Consider the following 13,920-nt stretch of genomic DNA (forward strand, 5'->3'; position numbering starts at 1 on the left):
CATGATGCACAAACTATCCCTGCTTCTGGCGCTGGCGGCAACGCCCGCCGCTGCGGCCACCGGCCCGTTCATCTCGCTGCGCAACACCGACTTCATCGTGCTGCTGGCCTTCCTGGTGTTCATCGGGATCCTGCTGTACTTCAAGGTCCCCTCGGCGATTGCCGGGCTCTTGGACAAGCGGGCCGCGACCATCAAGTCCGAGCTGGAGGAAGCCCGGGCGCTGCGTGAAGAGGCGCAGACGATCCTGGCTTCCTACGAGCGCAAGCAGAAGGAGATGATCGAGCAATCCGAGATGATCGTCGCCTCTGCCCGCAAGGAAGCGATGGCGGCGGCCGAAAAGGCCAAGGACGATCTGAAGGTCTCAATCCAGCGCCGGCTGAAGGCGGCGGAAGAGCAGATCGCCTCGGCTGAAAAGTCGGCGGTGAAAGAGGTGCGCGACCGCGCCGTGCTGGTAGCGGTTGCCGCGGCCGGCGAGGTGATCGCCAAGTCGATGCAGGAGGCCGAGAAATCGGCGCTGATCGATGCGGCGATTGGCGATGTGGAAACCCGGCTGCACTGAGCGGCTGGACGATATGAGATTGGGAAGCCCGGCCTTTGGCCGGGTTTTTCGTTTTGTGAGGCTTCCGGTTGTGGAAATGTCTTTTGCCCGGAACAAGGCGCTTCAGCGCCGCCGGGCAGCGCCCGTCCGCCCCCTCGGGCGGGCGCTTTTGCAACGTCAGTCCCTAGAAATTCGGTGGAGGGGTGTTGACGCATAAAGCGCCTAGAACTGGGGTTGGAGCGCCCACCCGGCGGACGGGCGCTGCCCTCCAACTGCAAGCTGCAAGTCTCCCTTAGCCCCGCTCCTGCTCATGATCGAAGCGCAGGCGGGCGACGGCCTCGTTCCGGTCGGCCTTGATCTGGTCGGCGAGGGCGGCGCGGACGAAGTCCATATGCGCCTCTACCGCCGCCCGCGCCGCCGCCGGATCGCGCGCCAGCAGGGCGGCGTGGATGGCGCGGTGCTGGTCCAGCAAGGATTCCCGCGTGGTGCGTTGGCGGAACATCACCTGCCGGTTGTAGAACACCCCCTCGCGCAGCAGTTCGAACATCGACCGCATCATGTGCAGCATCACCACGTTATGGCTCGCCTCGATGATCGCCATGTGGAACTCGGCATCCAGCGCCGCCTCATCCGCCGGGTTGCGCTTGCCATGGGCGGCTTCCATGCGGCGGAAGAGGGCGTCGATCACCTTGAGGTCGGTGCCCGACCCCAGCCGCGCGGCGCGCTCGGCGGCCAGTGCTTCCAGATCGCGGCGGAAGTCGAGATAGTCGAACACCGCATCGTCATGGCTGGCGAACAGCCGTGTCAGGGCGGGGGAGAAGGCGGACCCCAGCACATCGGCCACGAAAACCCCCGCACCCGGGCGGGCGACCAGCAGCCCCGCCACCTGCAGATCTGCCAGCGCCTCGCGCAGCGAGGGGCGGGAGACACCGAGCTTGTCGGCAAGGTCACGCTCGGCCGGCAGCCGCTCGCCGGGGCGCAGGATGCCTTGCAGGATCAGCCGCTCGATCTGGCGGACAACGCTGTGCGACAGCTTCTCGGGCTCGACCTTCTGGAAGGGCATGGGCGCGGCTCCGCCGGATTGGTCAGTTTGCATGACCACTTCTAGGCGCGCGCCCGGGCGCCGGCAACGAAAAAGGCCGGGCACAGGGCCCGGCCTCTGGATCGTCTGACCGAAAGATCAGTTCGTCGGCGTGATGATGATCTGCACGCGGCGGTTCTGGGCGCGGCCTTCCGGGGTCGCGTTCGACGCGATCGGCTGGTCATAGCCGCGGCCGTAGAAGACCACGCGCTGCGGGGCCACGCCGCCATTGCGGATGACCTGCGCCACGGCAGAGGCCCGGCGCTGCGACAGGTCCTGGTTGTAGGCGGCCGAGCCGGTGTTGTCGGTATGGCCGATCACCTCGACCCGGGTGTTCGGGTAGCGGTTGAGGCTCGACGACAGGGCATAGAGGTCATTGGTCACGGCGCTCGACACGGTGGCGCTGTCGGTCGCAAACAGCACGTCCTGCGGCATGTTCACTACGAGGTTCTGGCCGGTGTTGGTCACGGTCGTGCCGTTGCCGCCGATCTCGGATTGCAGTTCGCGGGCCTGACGGTCCAGCAGGCTGCCGGCAACGCCGCCGATGGCTGCACCGGCAAGGGCGCCGGCAGCGGCTTTGGTCAGCCGCTCGTCACCGTCGGCCGTGGCGCCCAGGACACCGCCGACAACCGCGCCGGCGATGGCCGCGTTGCGGGCGTTGTTGGGCTGCTGCTGGCCACCGCCATAAGGGTCGGACTGCACGCAGGCCGTCAGGCCGAGGCTTGCCGAGATGGCAAGGAGAAAGGGGGTCTTCGCGTTCATGATGGGCCGCCTGTTTGTTATATCCGTCCAGTGGACGTTGCGCCCTGTATAGCAAAGCTTGGGGTGCCGCGAATAGGCCCGCGCGCCTGCCAGCAGGTTTCCGCCCATCACAAGCGGGAGAGGTTCAAAAGCCTTGCGGGGCGGGCGCAGGCCCGGCCTCCCACCGCGCCGCCTCCCAGGCCAGCATCGCCCGCTTGACCGGCAGGCCCCAGTGATAGCCGCCAAGCGCGCCGGACCGGGCCAGCGCGCGGTGGCAGGGGATCAGGAAGCTGACCGGATTGCGGCCGATGGCGGTGCCGACGGCGCGGGCGGCCTTGGGCGCGCCGATGGCGGCGGCGATGGCGGAATAGGTGGTGACCTGCCCGGACGGGATGCGCAGCAGCGCCTCCCAGACCTTGATCTGGAACGGGGCGCCGATCACCTGCAGCGGCGCCTTTCCGCCGCCGCTAAAGGCCGAGGTGACCCAAGGCGCCAGCGCTGCCGCGTCTTCGGTGAAGCGGGCCGAGGGCCATCGGCCGGCCAGATCGGCAAAGGCGGCCTCGAAGCCGGTCTCTTCGGTGAAGGCCAGCCCGCAAAGGCCGCGATCCGTGCCCATCGCCAGAGCCTCGCCAAAGGGCGTGTCGAACCGGCCCCAGCGGATCTGCAGCCCGCCCCCGCCGCGGGCGAAGTCGCCCGGTGTCATCGCCTCCCACCGCAAGAACAGGTCATGCAGGCGCCCGGTGCCCGACAGGCCGGTGCTGGCTGCGGTGACCAGCAGAGTCTCGCGGTCCGACAGCAGCTGCCGGGCGAGGCCGAGGGACAGGTATTGCTGGTAGCGCTTGGGCGAGACGCCGACCCAGGCCGAGAACACCCGCTGGAAATGCGCCGCGCTCATCCCCATCCGCGCGGCCAGCGCGTCAAGTGACAGCGCCGGCCCCTCCGCCTCCATCAGCCGCAGCGCGCGGGCAATGACGCGGTAGTGATAGCGTGGGTCATCGGTGTCGGTGGTGTCGGGTGTGGCGGTAAAGGCGGGGGCGAAGGGATGCTCGGTCATCGAAACCTCGGGGAACTGTGGCGGCCAGTCTAGGCGCGGAGTGACCCCCGCGCGACCCGGAACCTGCGCTTGCGAAACACGCCTCCCTTCTCCTTTGCCTTTTCCAAATATCCGCGGGGGGTGCGGGGGGCGGCAAGCCCCCCGCCGGTGGCACCCCTCGCGCCGCCAGCATTTCCGCGCCCGGCAGCCCCCCGGCGTACAGCACGGCCGTCAGGCCGCGAAAATGCCGAAAATCCGGGTGATTTCCGGTACCGGCCCTGCCTGCGCCGCTTGCCCGGTTGGGCCGCGCAGTGCATACCATCGCGCGATGGTCCGGCAGCTTGCATATCACGAGATCCACGAGATCTTCGCCCGCTTTCAGGCGGTGGAGCCCGAGCCGAAGGGCGAGCTCGACCATGTCAACGCCTTCACCCTGCTGGTCGCGGTGGCGCTGTCGGCGCAGGCGACCGATGCCGGGGTGAACAAGGCGACGCGGGCGCTGTTCGCGGCTGTGGACACGCCCCAGAAGATGCTGGCCCTGGGCGAGGAAGGGCTGACGGAGCATATCCGCACCATCGGCCTCTACCGGCAGAAGGCGCGCAACGTGATCCGCCTCAGCCAGATCCTCGTGGACAGCTATGGCGGCGAGGTGCCCTCGAGCCGCGCGGCGCTGCAGTCCTTGCCGGGGGTGGGGCGCAAGACCGCGAATGTGGTGCTGAGCATGTGGTTCCACCACCCGGCGCAGGCGGTCGATACCCATGTCTTCCGCGTCGGCAACCGCACCGGGATCGCCCCGGGCCGTGATGTCGAACAGGTGGAGCGCGCGATCGAGGACCATGTGCCGGCGCCGTTCCAGAAACATGCCCATCACTGGCTGATCCTGCATGGCCGCTATATCTGCGTGGCGCGAAAACCGAAATGCGGGATCTGCCCGATCCGTGACCTTTGTCTGTATGAGGAGAAAACCCTGTGAGCCGTTATCAGGTTGTCGGCATCGGCAACGCCATCGTGGACGTCCTGTCCCATTCCGACGACCGGTTCCTGGACCATATGGGGATCGAGAAGGGCATCATGCAGCTGATCGAGCGCGAGCGCGCCGAGGTGCTTTATGCCGCGATGCGCGAGCGGGTGGAGGCGCCGGGCGGTTCGGTCGCCAACACGCTGGCGGGCATCGGCAATCTCGGTCTGAGCACCGCCTTCATCGGCCGGGTGCGCGATGATGCGCTGGGGCGGTTCTACGCGGGCTCGATGGCGGCGGAGGGCACCGAGTTCGTGAACCCGCCGGTCGCGGGAGGGGATCTGCCCACCTCGCGCAGCATGATCTTCGTGACCGAGGATGGCGAGCGGTCGATGAACACCTATCTTGGCATCTCGGCCGAGTTGGGGCCCGAGGATGTGGACGAGGCGGTGACGGGGGCGGCCGAGATGCTGTTCCTCGAAGGCTATCTCTTCGACAAGGACAAGGGCAAGGCGGCGTTCCTGAAGGCGGCGCGCTCGGCGCGGGCGGGCGGCGGCAAGGCCGGGATCGCGCTGTCGGACCCGTTCTGCGTGGACCGGCACCGGGACAGCTTTCTGGGGCTGATCCGGGGCGAGCTCGACTATGTGATCGGCAATGCCCAGGAATGGACCTCGCTCTACCAGACCGAGGATCTGGAGGCGGCGCTGGAGCGCGCACGGGCCGAATGCCCGCTGGTGGTCTGCACGCGGTCGGGCAGCGACGTGGTGCTGATCCGCGGCGAGGAGCGGGTTGAGGTGCCGGTGCACCGGGTGGTGCCGGTCGATGCCACCGGGGCCGGGGATCAGTTCGCGGCGGGGTTCCTCTATGGCATGATGACCGGCGATGACCTTTACCGCGCGGGGCGCATGGGCTGCATCGCGGCGGCCGAGGTGATCGGGCATTTCGGGGCGCGGCCGGAGGGCGATATTCGACGGCTGTTCCGGGGGCAGGGGCTGGTCTGAAGGGAAGAAGGGGGCGCTGCCCCCACGATCCTGCGGATCGCTCCCCCGGGATATTTTCACCAGCAAGAAGGGGCGGGCTGGATTGGCCTAGCGGGGTGGATCGAGGGCTGGCAGCGGGTCCAGCACCTCGGCGAGGGCGCGGCAGATCAGCGCCCAGGCGGCGCCGGCGGCCCAGCCGGCCAGCACGTCGGTGGGCCAGTGCACGCCCAGCCAGACCCGGCTGAAGCCGACCGCCAGCGTGACGGCGATGGCGAGCGCGGTAATGTAGATCCGGACCGTGCGGTCTGGCTGCACCCGGGTGACCATCGCCGCCAGGGTCAGCCAGACCACCGCCGCCATCATCGAATGGCCGCTGGGGAAGCTGGCGCTGGTGACGAGGGTGCCATGCGGCACGAGGTCGGGGCGCGGGCGGTCGAAGAGCGCCTTGGAGAGGTGCGAGAACACCTGCCCGCCGATGATCGCCAGCAAAAGGATGCCGGCCGAGCGGGGGCGGGACTGGAACCACAAGAGCCCGGCCACGGCCAGTGTAACGAACCCCAGCACCGTCAGCCCGCCAAGCGCGGTGATGTCGCGGATGATGGTTTCGAGCCAGGGCGGCCCCAGCGGGCTGGCGGGATCCGAGGGGTGGCGCAGGGCCAGCAGCAGCCGCTGGTCGAAGCCTTGGGTCTCGCCCTCGGACATCTCTTCGGCAAGCTCGACGAACAGCCAGATGGCGGCGAAGAGCGCCCCGAGCAGCGCAAGGCTGCGCGCGTGCAGGTGCTGGCGCAAGCTGGGGCGGCTCAAGAGGCGGCCCCGACGGCGTCAGTCGCCGAGCTTGGCATGCACCTCGTCGAGGTCGATCTCGGCGATGGCATATTTGTTGTCGGGGTTGTCGAAGTCATATTTGAACAGCTGGAAGTCCTTCTTGTAGATCTCCCAGATAAGGTGCCGGGACAGATCGTCAAAGTAGGCGCTGACATCATGGGCGCGCTTCGGCCCATGGCCTTCGGATTCGTTGAAGCGCGGGATTGCCTTCAGGTCCACCTTAACCGGCGTCTCGATCTGGTCGAGCACCTGCTGCATGCCCTCGTTGAACTTCTCGGTGTAGAAGATGCGGTTGTAGCGCCCGCCATTGACGATGAATGTAGAGACATGGCCCGACATCGCCGACCAGTGGATGTCCGGCTCCATCGGGCGGCGCCAGCGGATGGTGTCGCGCGCGAACAGCAGGAACCGGCGGAAGCTGGCGATCTGGTCGAATTCGAAGCCGTTTTCCGGGCTGCCGACATCAATGCCGTATTTCTGCACCAGCTGCGGCACGAGGTTGCCGCGGTAGCGTTTGCCGTTGCGCTGGATGCCGGCGATCTTGTCGAAGAACGAGGACAGGATCCGGGCATAGGGGTTGCGCACGCAGGTGAAGGCAAAGGACTTGTGGGTCTTGACGTTCTGCTCGATCAGCGGCTGGCTGGCCTCCATCGACCACTTGTGCATCCCGGCGGTGGCATCATGGATGTCCCCGTCGAAGAAGCGCCCGTGATCGGAATAGAACATGATCTGCCCGATGGTCGAGCAGGCGCATTTCGGGACGACGCGATAGACGACGCTCTCGCTCTCGGTCATCCAGGTACCGGGAAACCCCATGAAAACCCTTCCTTGGCCATCCTTGGGCGCTTTCACTTGCACCCGCGGAACAATTGCGCATTAAAAAGCAAAGAAACTCTGTCAATTCAACGTCTGAAAACGCCGCGGCCGCGATCTCCGGTCTTCGGCACCTGAAACGGGTCGGTCCGATGGCCAGAATTGCCTTCATCCTGCTGTGCCATAAAGACCCTGAGGGCATCGTGCAACAGGCCGAACGGCTGACCGCCGCGGGCGACTACATGTCGATCCACTTCGACGCGCGGGCGAAGAAGGCCGACTATCAGCTGATCCGGCGGGCGCTGGCGGGCAACCCCAACGTGACCTTCGCAGAGCGGCGCATCAAATGCGGCTGGGGCGAGTGGAGCCTGGTGGACGCGACGCTGGCCGCGACCGAGGCGGCGGTGGCGGCCTTCCCCAAGGCCACGCATTTCTACATGCTGTCCGGGGACTGCATGTCGATCAAGTCGGCCGAGTTCGCGCATGAGTTCCTCGAGGCCAATGACCGGGACTTCATCGAGAGCTTCGACTTCCTCAGTTCCGACTGGATCAAGACCGGGATGAAGGAAGACCGGCTGATCTATCGGCATTTCTTCAACGAGCGTGGGCGCAAGTGGTGGTTCTACACCTCGTATGAAATCCAGAAGCGGCTGGGGCTGACCCGGCAGGTGCCCGCCGACATCCAGGTGATGATCGGCAGCCAGTGGTGGTGCCTGCGGCGGCGGACGGTAGAGATGGTGCTGGAGTTCTGCGCCAGGCGGCGCGACGTGATGCGCTTCTTCCGCACCACCTGGATCCCGGACGAGACCTTCTTCCAGACGCTGGTGCGCCATCTGGTGCCGGATGCCGAGATCGAGACGCGGACGCTGACCTTCCTGATGTTCTCCGACTACGGGATGCCGGTCACCTTCTACAACGACCATTACGACCTGCTGCTGAGCCAGGATTACCTCTTTGCCCGCAAGATCTCTGTCGATGCGGCAGAGCTGAAGGCGCGGCTGGGGGATCTGTGGGCCAGCGAGGCGGTGCGCTTCCCGATCTCGAACGAGGGGCGCAGCCTTTATGGCTTCATCACCGGCCGCGGCCGGATCGGGCGGCGCTTTGCCCCGCGGTTCTGGGAGACCGAGGCGAGTCTTGGGCGCGAGCGGGAATTGCTGCTGGTGGTGTGCAAGAAATGGCATGTCGCCAAGCGGCTGGTGGACAGGGTGCGCCAGCTGACCGACATCCCGGCCATCGAGTACATGTTCAACGAGGAGGCGACGCCGCTGCCCGATCTGGGCGGCATCCAGACCACGCTGGAAAAGCGCACGAGGCACCGGCGGGCGCTGCTGCGGATGCTGTTCGACTATCACAATTCCGACCGGCTGCTGGTCTGCCTCGACCCCGCCGCCATCGACCTCTTGCAGGATTTCTACGCGGACCGCTGTACGACGCGGACGCTGGAGATCGAGTGCGAGTTCACCGACGACTACCTTTTGGGCCATGCCCGGCGCGTGGGGCTTGCGGGCGAGCGCACGCCGCCCGAAGTGCTGGCCCGGCTGCTGCCGACAATCCGCTATGACGTGCGCTTTGAAAGCGACCGGCTGCGGGATGCCAATTTCGCCAACCTGACCCGGCTGCGCCAGTCCGCCAGCGTCGAGGACAATACCGCGCCGCTGGCGCGCTTCCTGTCGCTGCCGCCCGAAACCGCGCGCGAGATTGCCGCGACGCATTACCTGTTCACCGACTGACCTTACCCGACCGAGGACCGCCATGAGCTACGCCTATGACCCCACCAACATCTTCGCCCGCATCCTGCGCGGCGAGATCCCGAACAAGACCGTGCTGGAGACGCCTTACAGCCTCGCCTTCGAGGATATCCGCCCGCAGGCCCCGGTACATGTGCTGGTGATCCCGAAGGGCCCCTATGTCAGCTACGACCATTTCGCGCGCGAGGCGTCGGAGGCCGAGATCGTCGATTTCACCCGCGCCATCGGCGAGGTCTGCAAGAGGGCGGGCGTGGCGCTGGACGGCGGCAACGGCTTCCGCGCGGTGGCGAATGCCGGGATGGACGGGGTGCAGGAAGTGCCGCATCTGCATGTGCATATCATGGGTGGCCGCGATCTGGGGCGGATGCTGCAGCCGGCGGGCTGACGCCCGGCCTTGGACTTTGCCGGCGGGGCGGGTAAGAGCGCTCGCAGCGAAGGGCTGGGACGATGGACACAGGCGCAGAATTGCAGGATGTCGCGCTGGTGCGCGAAGGGCGGCCGGTCTTCGCCGGGCTGTCGCTGCGGCTGGGTGAACGGCGCATCGGGTTGGTCGGGCGCAACGGGTCGGGCAAGTCGACGCTGCTGCGGCTGCTGGCGGGCCTGCAGGCGCCGGACTCTGGCACGGTGCGGGTTGGGGGCGCCGATGTGGCCCGCGACCGCCGCGCCGCGATCCGCGAGGTCGGCATCCTGTTCCAGAATCCCGACCACCAGATCATCTTTCCCACCGTCGAGGAGGAGCTGGCCTTCGGGCTGGAGCAGCTTGGCCAGCCGCGTGGCGAGGCGCGGGCGGCGGTCGCGGCGCTGCTGGCGGTGCAGGGGCTGACGGCCTGGATGGGCCGCTCCACCGCCTCGCTGTCGCAGGGGCAGCGGCAACTCCTGTGCCTGCTGGCGGTGCTGGCGATGCGGCCGGGGCTGGTGCTTCTGGACGAGCCCTATACCGGGCTGGACCTGCCCACCGCGCTGCGGCTGCAACGGCGGCTGGCGGGGCTGGAGCAGCAGGTGATCCTGGCCACGCATCAGCCCGAGACGCTGACGGGCTTTGACCGAGTGATCTGGCTGGAGGCGGGGCAGGTGATGAGCGACGGCGCTGCCGGGCCGGTGCTGGAGGCGTACCGCGCCGAGATGGAGCGGCTTGCCGGGGACGCCGGATGCTAGGGCTCGCGCTGCCCGGGCCCAGCTGGGCGCACCGGCTGCCCGCGGGTGCCAAACTGGCGGCGCTGGCGCTGGTGGTGCTGGCGCTGCTGCCGGTGGCGCATCCGCTGCCGCTGCTGGGGGCGGCGGCAGTGGTGGCGGCGCTTTATGCGACGCTGGGGCCCCGGGCACTGGCGGCAGGGGCGCGGATGCTGAGGCCGCTGCTGTGGTTCGTCGGCGTCATCCTGCTCTATCATCTGGCGGTGGGCGAGCCGCGCCTTGGCACCGTCATCTCGCTGCGGATTCTGGTGCTGGTGGGGCTTGCGAACCTCGTCACGCTGACCACGCCGCTGACCGAAATCACCTCGGTCGCCGAGCGGCTGTTCGGCCCGCTGCGGCATCTGGGGGTGAACCCGCGCGCGCCGGCCCTTGCCATCGCGCTGTTTCTGCGCTTCGTTCCGGTCCTGCAGGGACGGGCGGGGGCGCTGGCCGAAGCGTGGCGCGCGCGGTCGCCGCGCAGGGCGGGGCCCCGGATCCTGGTGCCGCTGATGCTGGGCACGCTCGACGATGCAGATCATGTGGCCGAGGCGCTGAGGGCGCGCGGCGGAGTGGCGGCCGGCGCGAACCGGCCGGAGAAAGGGACGAAATGGAACGCAATCTGACTCTGGTCGCGCTGTTTGCGGCGATCATCGTGGTGCTGGGGTTCATGCCCAGCTTTTCCCTGGTCTCGGGGGTGCCGATCTCGGCGCAGAGCCTTGGGGTGATGCTGGCTGGCACGGTGCTGGGATCGAAGCGCGGCGCAGCTGCGGCGGCGCTTGTGGTGCTGGTCGCGCTGATCGGGCTTCCGGTTCTGGCTGGCGGGCGCGGCGGGCTTGGCGTGCTGGCCGGACCGACGGTGGGCTTCCTCCTGGGCTGGATCCCGGCGGCCTATGTGGCGGGCCTTGTCACCGAGCGCTGGCAGGGCGGGCATCCGCTGGTCGTGGCGATCTCGGGCGCGCTTGTGGGCGGGATCGTGGTGCTTTATGCGCTTGGCACGCTGGGGATGATGGCGGTGCTGCAGAAGGGCCCCTTCGAGGCGATGCTGCTGAACCTGCCCTTCATTCCGGGCGACCTGATCAAGGCCACCATCGCCGGCTTCCTGACCCGCGAGGTCTGGCGCGCCCGCCCGGCTTTGCGCGCGGGCGTCTGATCCGCCCGGTTTTGCCTTTTCCAAATATCCTGCAGGGGGTCCGGGGGACGCAAAGTCCCCCGGCCTCGGCCCCGTTTACACGGTATGCAGGTAAAGATCGTAATCCACATCCGCGATGGTCCGCGCCACCCGGGCATATTCCGCCGCCTTGATCGCGCAGAAGGTGCGGTGCATGTCCTCCCCGAGGGCCTCCTTCAGGAAGGCTGACCCCTGCGCCGCGCGGATCGCCTCGCGCCAGTCGCCGGGCATCGCCGGGGCGCCCCCGCTCTGCCCGCCCGCATCCTCGCCCGCATAGCCGTTGCCGGTGGTTTCCGGGCCGGGGTCGATGCGGTGCGCCAGCCCGTGCCGGATGCCCGCCAGCACCGTCGCCGCCACGAGATAGGGGTTGGCATCGACGCCCGAGGGCCGGTGCTCGATCCGCCGCGCGCGCAGGTCGCCCGCCGGAATGCGCAGCGCGACGGAGCGGTTGTTGACGCCCCAGGAGGGCGAGACCGGCGCATAGCTCTGGTTGGCAAAGCGCCGCCAGCTGTTGGCATGGGGCGCGAAGACCAGCATCGCTTCGCCCATCGTCTGCCGCAGCCCGCCAAGGGCGTGCAGGATGGTGTCCGTCCACTGGCCCTCCTGCGCCTCGGCGAAGACGTTGCGGCCCGCCTCGTCCAGCATCGAGACGTGGAAGTGCATCCCCGATCCGGCATAATCCTCGATCGGCTTGGCCATGAAACAGGCGGTCACCCCGAACCGCCGCGCCTGCAGCCGCACGATGCGCTTCAGGCGGATCAGGTCATCGGCGGCCTGCATCACGTCGGTGCGGTAATGCAGCGTCAGCTCGTACTGCCCCGGCGCGTATTCCGAGATCACCGTTTCCGCCCGGATATCCGCCGCCTGAGCGGCGGCGTAGATGGCCGAGAACAGCGGCTCCATCCCGTGCAGGTGGTCGACGGAATAGACCTCGGTCTTCAGGCTGCGCCGCCCGTCCAGCACCGCCGCGGCGGGTTGGGCGCGGCCGTGATCATCGAGCTTGGGATCGAGCAGGAAGAATTCCAGCTCGAACGCCCCCGCGGGGTGCAGCCCCTCGGCCGCCATCGCATCCACCTGCCGCTGCAGCGCGTGGCGCGGGTCCGAGGTCATGATCGCCCCGTCGAGGTGATACATGCTCATCAGCACCTCGCCCCGCGCCGGGCTGGTGCCGTGCAGCGGTTTCAGCGTCCCCGGGATCGGCCAGGCGCGCAGGTCGCCATCGCCCTGGTCCCAGATCAGGCCGGTTTCATGCACATCCTCGCCGCAGATATCGAGCCCGAGGATCGACACCGGCAGATGCCGCCCGCCGGTATACAGCCCCGGCAGCTCGTGCCGGCGGATGATCTTGCCGCGGCCGATGCCATTGGCGTCAGTCAGCACGATGTCGAAGGCCTCGATTTCAGGATGCGCGGCCAGGAAGGCTTCGGCCTCGGCGAGGGTAGAGCCGGAAGGGCTGTGGGTCATTGGGTTGGTCTTTCAGGCGAAGAGTTCGGCCAGCACGGCCTCGAAGGCGGCGATCAGCCGGGCGATCTGCTTGCTGCTTGTCACCGGGCTGACAAGCATCATGTTGTGGAAGGGCGCGATCAGGCAGCCGCGGTTCAGGAGGGCGGCGTGGACGGCCGCCTCCAGCGCCGGGTGATGGGCTGCCGCCGCCTCGGTCCCGTTGCGCAGGGGGACGGGGTGGCAGATGAACTCAACCCGGGCACCGACGCGGACCACATGCCAGGGCGCGCCGTGGCGGGCGACGGCGCGGGCCAGCCCCGCCTCCAGCTTTGCGGCGCCCTCCTCCATCCTGGCGAAGGCCTTGGGCGTCATCACCTCGGCCAGCGTGGCGCGCAGGGCGGCGAATTGCATCGGGTTGGCCGACAGGGTGGTGCCCATGCCGGAATGGCCCGCGGGGCGGGTCTGGTGATAGCTGTGCAGCCGGGCCGCCACCTCTGCCGTCATCCCCCAGGCGGCGGCGGGGATGCCGCCGGCGATGCATTTGCCGACCACCAGCATGTCGGGCTGCAGCCCGTGACGGCGGGTATAGCCGCCAAGGCCGGACGACTGGGTATGCGTCTCGTCAAGGATCAGCAGCGCGCCGTAATCGCTGGCGAGGCGACGCAGCGCCTGATGGAAGCCGGGATCGGGCAGCACCATGCAGGCATTGGTCATCACCGGCTCTGCCAGCACCGCGGCGACGTCACCGGCCTTCAGCGCCTCTTCCAGCGCCGTCAGGTCGTTGAACTCCACCGCCACCGCCGTCTGGGTCAGGTCCGCCGCCTGGCCCACGAGCCCGGGCCGCGGCACCGTCTGCCCGCCCGCCAGCTGCACCATCGCCTCATCGACGGTGCCGTGATAGCACCCGGAGAAGACCAGCACCTTGCGCCGCCCCGTCACCGCGCGCGCCACGCGCAGGGCGAAGCGGTTGGCATCGGTCGCTGTGGTGGCGATCTGCCAGAGCATCGGGCCGAAGCGTTCTTGCAGCAGCGCGCCCACCGCCAGCGCATCCATCCCCGGCAGCATGGTGGTCAGTCCGCGCCGGGCCTGGCGACGGATCGCCTTGGCAACAGGGGCGGGGGAATGGCCGAACATGGCCCCGGTATCGCCGAGGCAGAAATCGTCGAGCACATGGCCGTCCAGATCCTCGATCTGGGCGCCGCTGGCGCGGGCGACCACCAACGGGAAGGGCTGCGGCCAGTCGCGCATCCAGTGCATCGGGACCCCGTCCAGCCAGGCACCGGCGCCGGAGGCCAGCGCGGCGCGGCATTTGGGACGGGCCGCGGCATAGGTGGCGGCTTCCCACTCGGCAAGCGCGGCGATCCGGGCAGGGGGGACACCCGCGATCAGCGGGGTTTGAGCGGACATGATACAGCACCTGAA

At 68.2% G+C, this 13,920-nt stretch carries 14 protein-coding genes and 1 pseudogene; 8 read left to right on the forward strand and 7 right to left on the reverse strand.

Annotated elements, in window-relative coordinates:
- Positions 1-4 precede the first annotated feature (4 nt).
- Positions 5-559, forward strand: a complete 555-nt coding sequence (locus tag GVY41_RS05460) for a F0F1 ATP synthase subunit B (protein ID WP_161344626.1) — start codon at positions 5-7, stop codon at positions 557-559.
- Positions 560-830: 271 nt separating this feature from the next.
- Here the strand turns inward: GVY41_RS05460 and GVY41_RS05465 are convergent, their stop codons facing one another.
- The 3 genes from GVY41_RS05465 to GVY41_RS05475 form a co-directional block, all read right to left on the reverse strand.
- Positions 831-1,601, reverse strand: a complete 771-nt coding sequence (locus tag GVY41_RS05465) for a FadR/GntR family transcriptional regulator (protein WP_161344624.1) — start codon at positions 1,599-1,601, stop codon at positions 831-833.
- Between the two features lie 117 nt (positions 1,602-1,718).
- Positions 1,719-2,381 carry a YiaD family glycine zipper/OmpA-like lipoprotein gene (locus GVY41_RS05470; RefSeq protein ID WP_161344622.1) on the reverse strand — a complete coding sequence of 221 codons (663 nt, stop codon included), beginning with the start codon at positions 2,379-2,381 and terminating at the stop codon, positions 1,719-1,721.
- 124 nt (positions 2,382-2,505) lie between these two features.
- The gene (locus GVY41_RS05475) at positions 2,506-3,309 is read right to left on the reverse strand and encodes a methylated-DNA--[protein]-cysteine S-methyltransferase (protein WP_373283271.1); all 804 of its coding nucleotides are present in this window, start codon (positions 3,307-3,309) and stop codon (positions 2,506-2,508) included.
- 412 nt (positions 3,310-3,721) lie between these two features.
- On the opposite strand from GVY41_RS05475, the gene nth reads away from it, so the two are divergent.
- Together nth and GVY41_RS05485 are read left to right on the forward strand one after the other, a co-directional pair.
- Positions 3,722-4,366: an endonuclease III gene (nth, locus tag GVY41_RS05480; protein ID WP_161344618.1), complete on the forward strand. Its 645-nt coding sequence runs from the start codon at positions 3,722-3,724 to the stop codon at positions 4,364-4,366.
- Complete coding sequence (locus GVY41_RS05485; RefSeq protein ID WP_161344616.1) at positions 4,363-5,352, forward strand: adenosine kinase; 990 nt, start codon at positions 4,363-4,365, stop codon at positions 5,350-5,352. Before nth ends, GVY41_RS05485 begins: the two co-directional genes overlap by 4 nt.
- A gap of 87 nt (positions 5,353-5,439) precedes the next feature.
- On the opposite strand, the gene GVY41_RS05490 is transcribed toward GVY41_RS05485, so the two are convergent.
- A complete protein-coding gene (locus tag GVY41_RS05490; protein ID WP_229725958.1) occupies positions 5,440-6,135 on the reverse strand; it encodes a phosphatase PAP2 family protein in 696 nt (231 codons plus the stop codon).
- 18 nt (positions 6,136-6,153) lie between these two features.
- The gene (locus tag GVY41_RS05495; RefSeq protein WP_161344614.1) at positions 6,154-6,972 is read right to left on the reverse strand and encodes a sulfotransferase family protein; all 819 of its coding nucleotides are present in this window, start codon (positions 6,970-6,972) and stop codon (positions 6,154-6,156) included.
- Between the two features lie 149 nt (positions 6,973-7,121).
- On the opposite strand from GVY41_RS05495, the gene GVY41_RS05500 reads away from it, so the two are divergent.
- The 5 genes and pseudogenes from GVY41_RS05500 to GVY41_RS05520 all read left to right on the forward strand — a co-directional run bounded on the left by GVY41_RS05500 (position 7,122) and on the right by GVY41_RS05520 (position 11,037).
- Complete coding sequence (locus GVY41_RS05500; RefSeq protein WP_161344612.1) at positions 7,122-8,699, forward strand: DUF5928 domain-containing protein; 1,578 nt, start codon at positions 7,122-7,124, stop codon at positions 8,697-8,699.
- Positions 8,700-8,721: 22 nt separating this feature from the next.
- Positions 8,722-9,102 (forward strand): HIT domain-containing protein, encoded by a 381-nt coding sequence (locus tag GVY41_RS05505; protein ID WP_161344610.1) that lies wholly within the window; start codon positions 8,722-8,724, stop codon positions 9,100-9,102.
- 152 nt (positions 9,103-9,254) lie between these two features.
- Positions 9,255-9,872, forward strand: a pseudogene (locus GVY41_RS05510) (energy-coupling factor ABC transporter ATP-binding protein); the annotation flags it as partial.
- Positions 9,866-10,510 carry an energy-coupling factor transporter transmembrane component T gene (locus tag GVY41_RS05515; protein ID WP_161344606.1) on the forward strand — a complete coding sequence of 215 codons (645 nt, stop codon included), beginning with the start codon at positions 9,866-9,868 and terminating at the stop codon, positions 10,508-10,510. The pseudogene GVY41_RS05510 and the gene GVY41_RS05515, both read left to right, overlap by 7 nt.
- Positions 10,495-11,037 carry a biotin transporter BioY gene (locus GVY41_RS05520; RefSeq protein ID WP_161344604.1) on the forward strand — a complete coding sequence of 181 codons (543 nt, stop codon included), beginning with the start codon at positions 10,495-10,497 and terminating at the stop codon, positions 11,035-11,037. The genes GVY41_RS05515 and GVY41_RS05520 overlap by 16 nt, the downstream gene beginning before the upstream one ends.
- Before the next feature lie 75 nt (positions 11,038-11,112).
- Here the strand turns inward: GVY41_RS05520 and GVY41_RS05525 are convergent, their stop codons facing one another.
- Together GVY41_RS05525 and GVY41_RS05530 are read right to left on the reverse strand one after the other, a co-directional pair.
- Positions 11,113-12,519, reverse strand: a complete 1,407-nt coding sequence (locus GVY41_RS05525) for a glutamine synthetase family protein (RefSeq protein WP_161344602.1) — start codon at positions 12,517-12,519, stop codon at positions 11,113-11,115.
- A gap of 12 nt (positions 12,520-12,531) precedes the next feature.
- On the reverse strand, positions 12,532-13,905 hold the full coding sequence (locus GVY41_RS05530; RefSeq protein ID WP_161344600.1) for an aspartate aminotransferase family protein: 1,374 nt from the start codon (positions 13,903-13,905) through the stop codon (positions 12,532-12,534).
- Between the last annotated feature and the right edge of the window lie 15 nt (positions 13,906-13,920).

It is taken from the genome of Frigidibacter albus, from assembly GCF_009908165.1.
GTDB classification, from domain to species: Bacteria; Pseudomonadota; Alphaproteobacteria; order Rhodobacterales; family Rhodobacteraceae; genus Frigidibacter; species Frigidibacter albus.

Bases quoted from the DNA above. Each gene is read 5' to 3' on its own strand.
- GVY41_RS05525 (WP_161344602.1), bottom strand. From the start codon at position 12,519: ATGACCCACAGCCCTTCCGGCTCTACCCTCGCCGAGGCCGAAGCCTTC.
- GVY41_RS05500 (WP_161344612.1), top strand. From the start codon at position 7,122: ATGGCCAGAATTGCCTTCATCCTGCTGTGCCATAAAGACCCTGAGGGC.
- GVY41_RS05470 (WP_161344622.1), bottom strand. From the start codon at position 2,381: ATGAACGCGAAGACCCCCTTTCTCCTTGCCATCTCGGCAAGCCTCGGC.
- GVY41_RS05475 (WP_373283271.1), bottom strand. From the start codon at position 3,309: ATGGAGGCGGAGGGGCCGGCGCTGTCACTTGACGCGCTGGCCGCGCGG.
- GVY41_RS05505 (WP_161344610.1), top strand. From the start codon at position 8,722: ATGAGCTACGCCTATGACCCCACCAACATCTTCGCCCGCATCCTGCGC.
- GVY41_RS05530 (WP_161344600.1), bottom strand. From the start codon at position 13,905: ATGTCCGCTCAAACCCCGCTGATCGCGGGTGTCCCCCCTGCCCGGATC.
- GVY41_RS05520 (WP_161344604.1), top strand. From the start codon at position 10,495: ATGGAACGCAATCTGACTCTGGTCGCGCTGTTTGCGGCGATCATCGTG.
- GVY41_RS05495 (WP_161344614.1), bottom strand. From the start codon at position 6,972: ATGGGGTTTCCCGGTACCTGGATGACCGAGAGCGAGAGCGTCGTCTAT.
- GVY41_RS05515 (WP_161344606.1), top strand. From the start codon at position 9,866: ATGCTAGGGCTCGCGCTGCCCGGGCCCAGCTGGGCGCACCGGCTGCCC.
- GVY41_RS05465 (WP_161344624.1), bottom strand. From the start codon at position 1,601: ATGCCCTTCCAGAAGGTCGAGCCCGAGAAGCTGTCGCACAGCGTTGTC.
- GVY41_RS05460 (WP_161344626.1), top strand. From the start codon at position 5: ATGCACAAACTATCCCTGCTTCTGGCGCTGGCGGCAACGCCCGCCGCT.
- nth (WP_161344618.1), top strand. From the start codon at position 3,722: ATGGTCCGGCAGCTTGCATATCACGAGATCCACGAGATCTTCGCCCGC.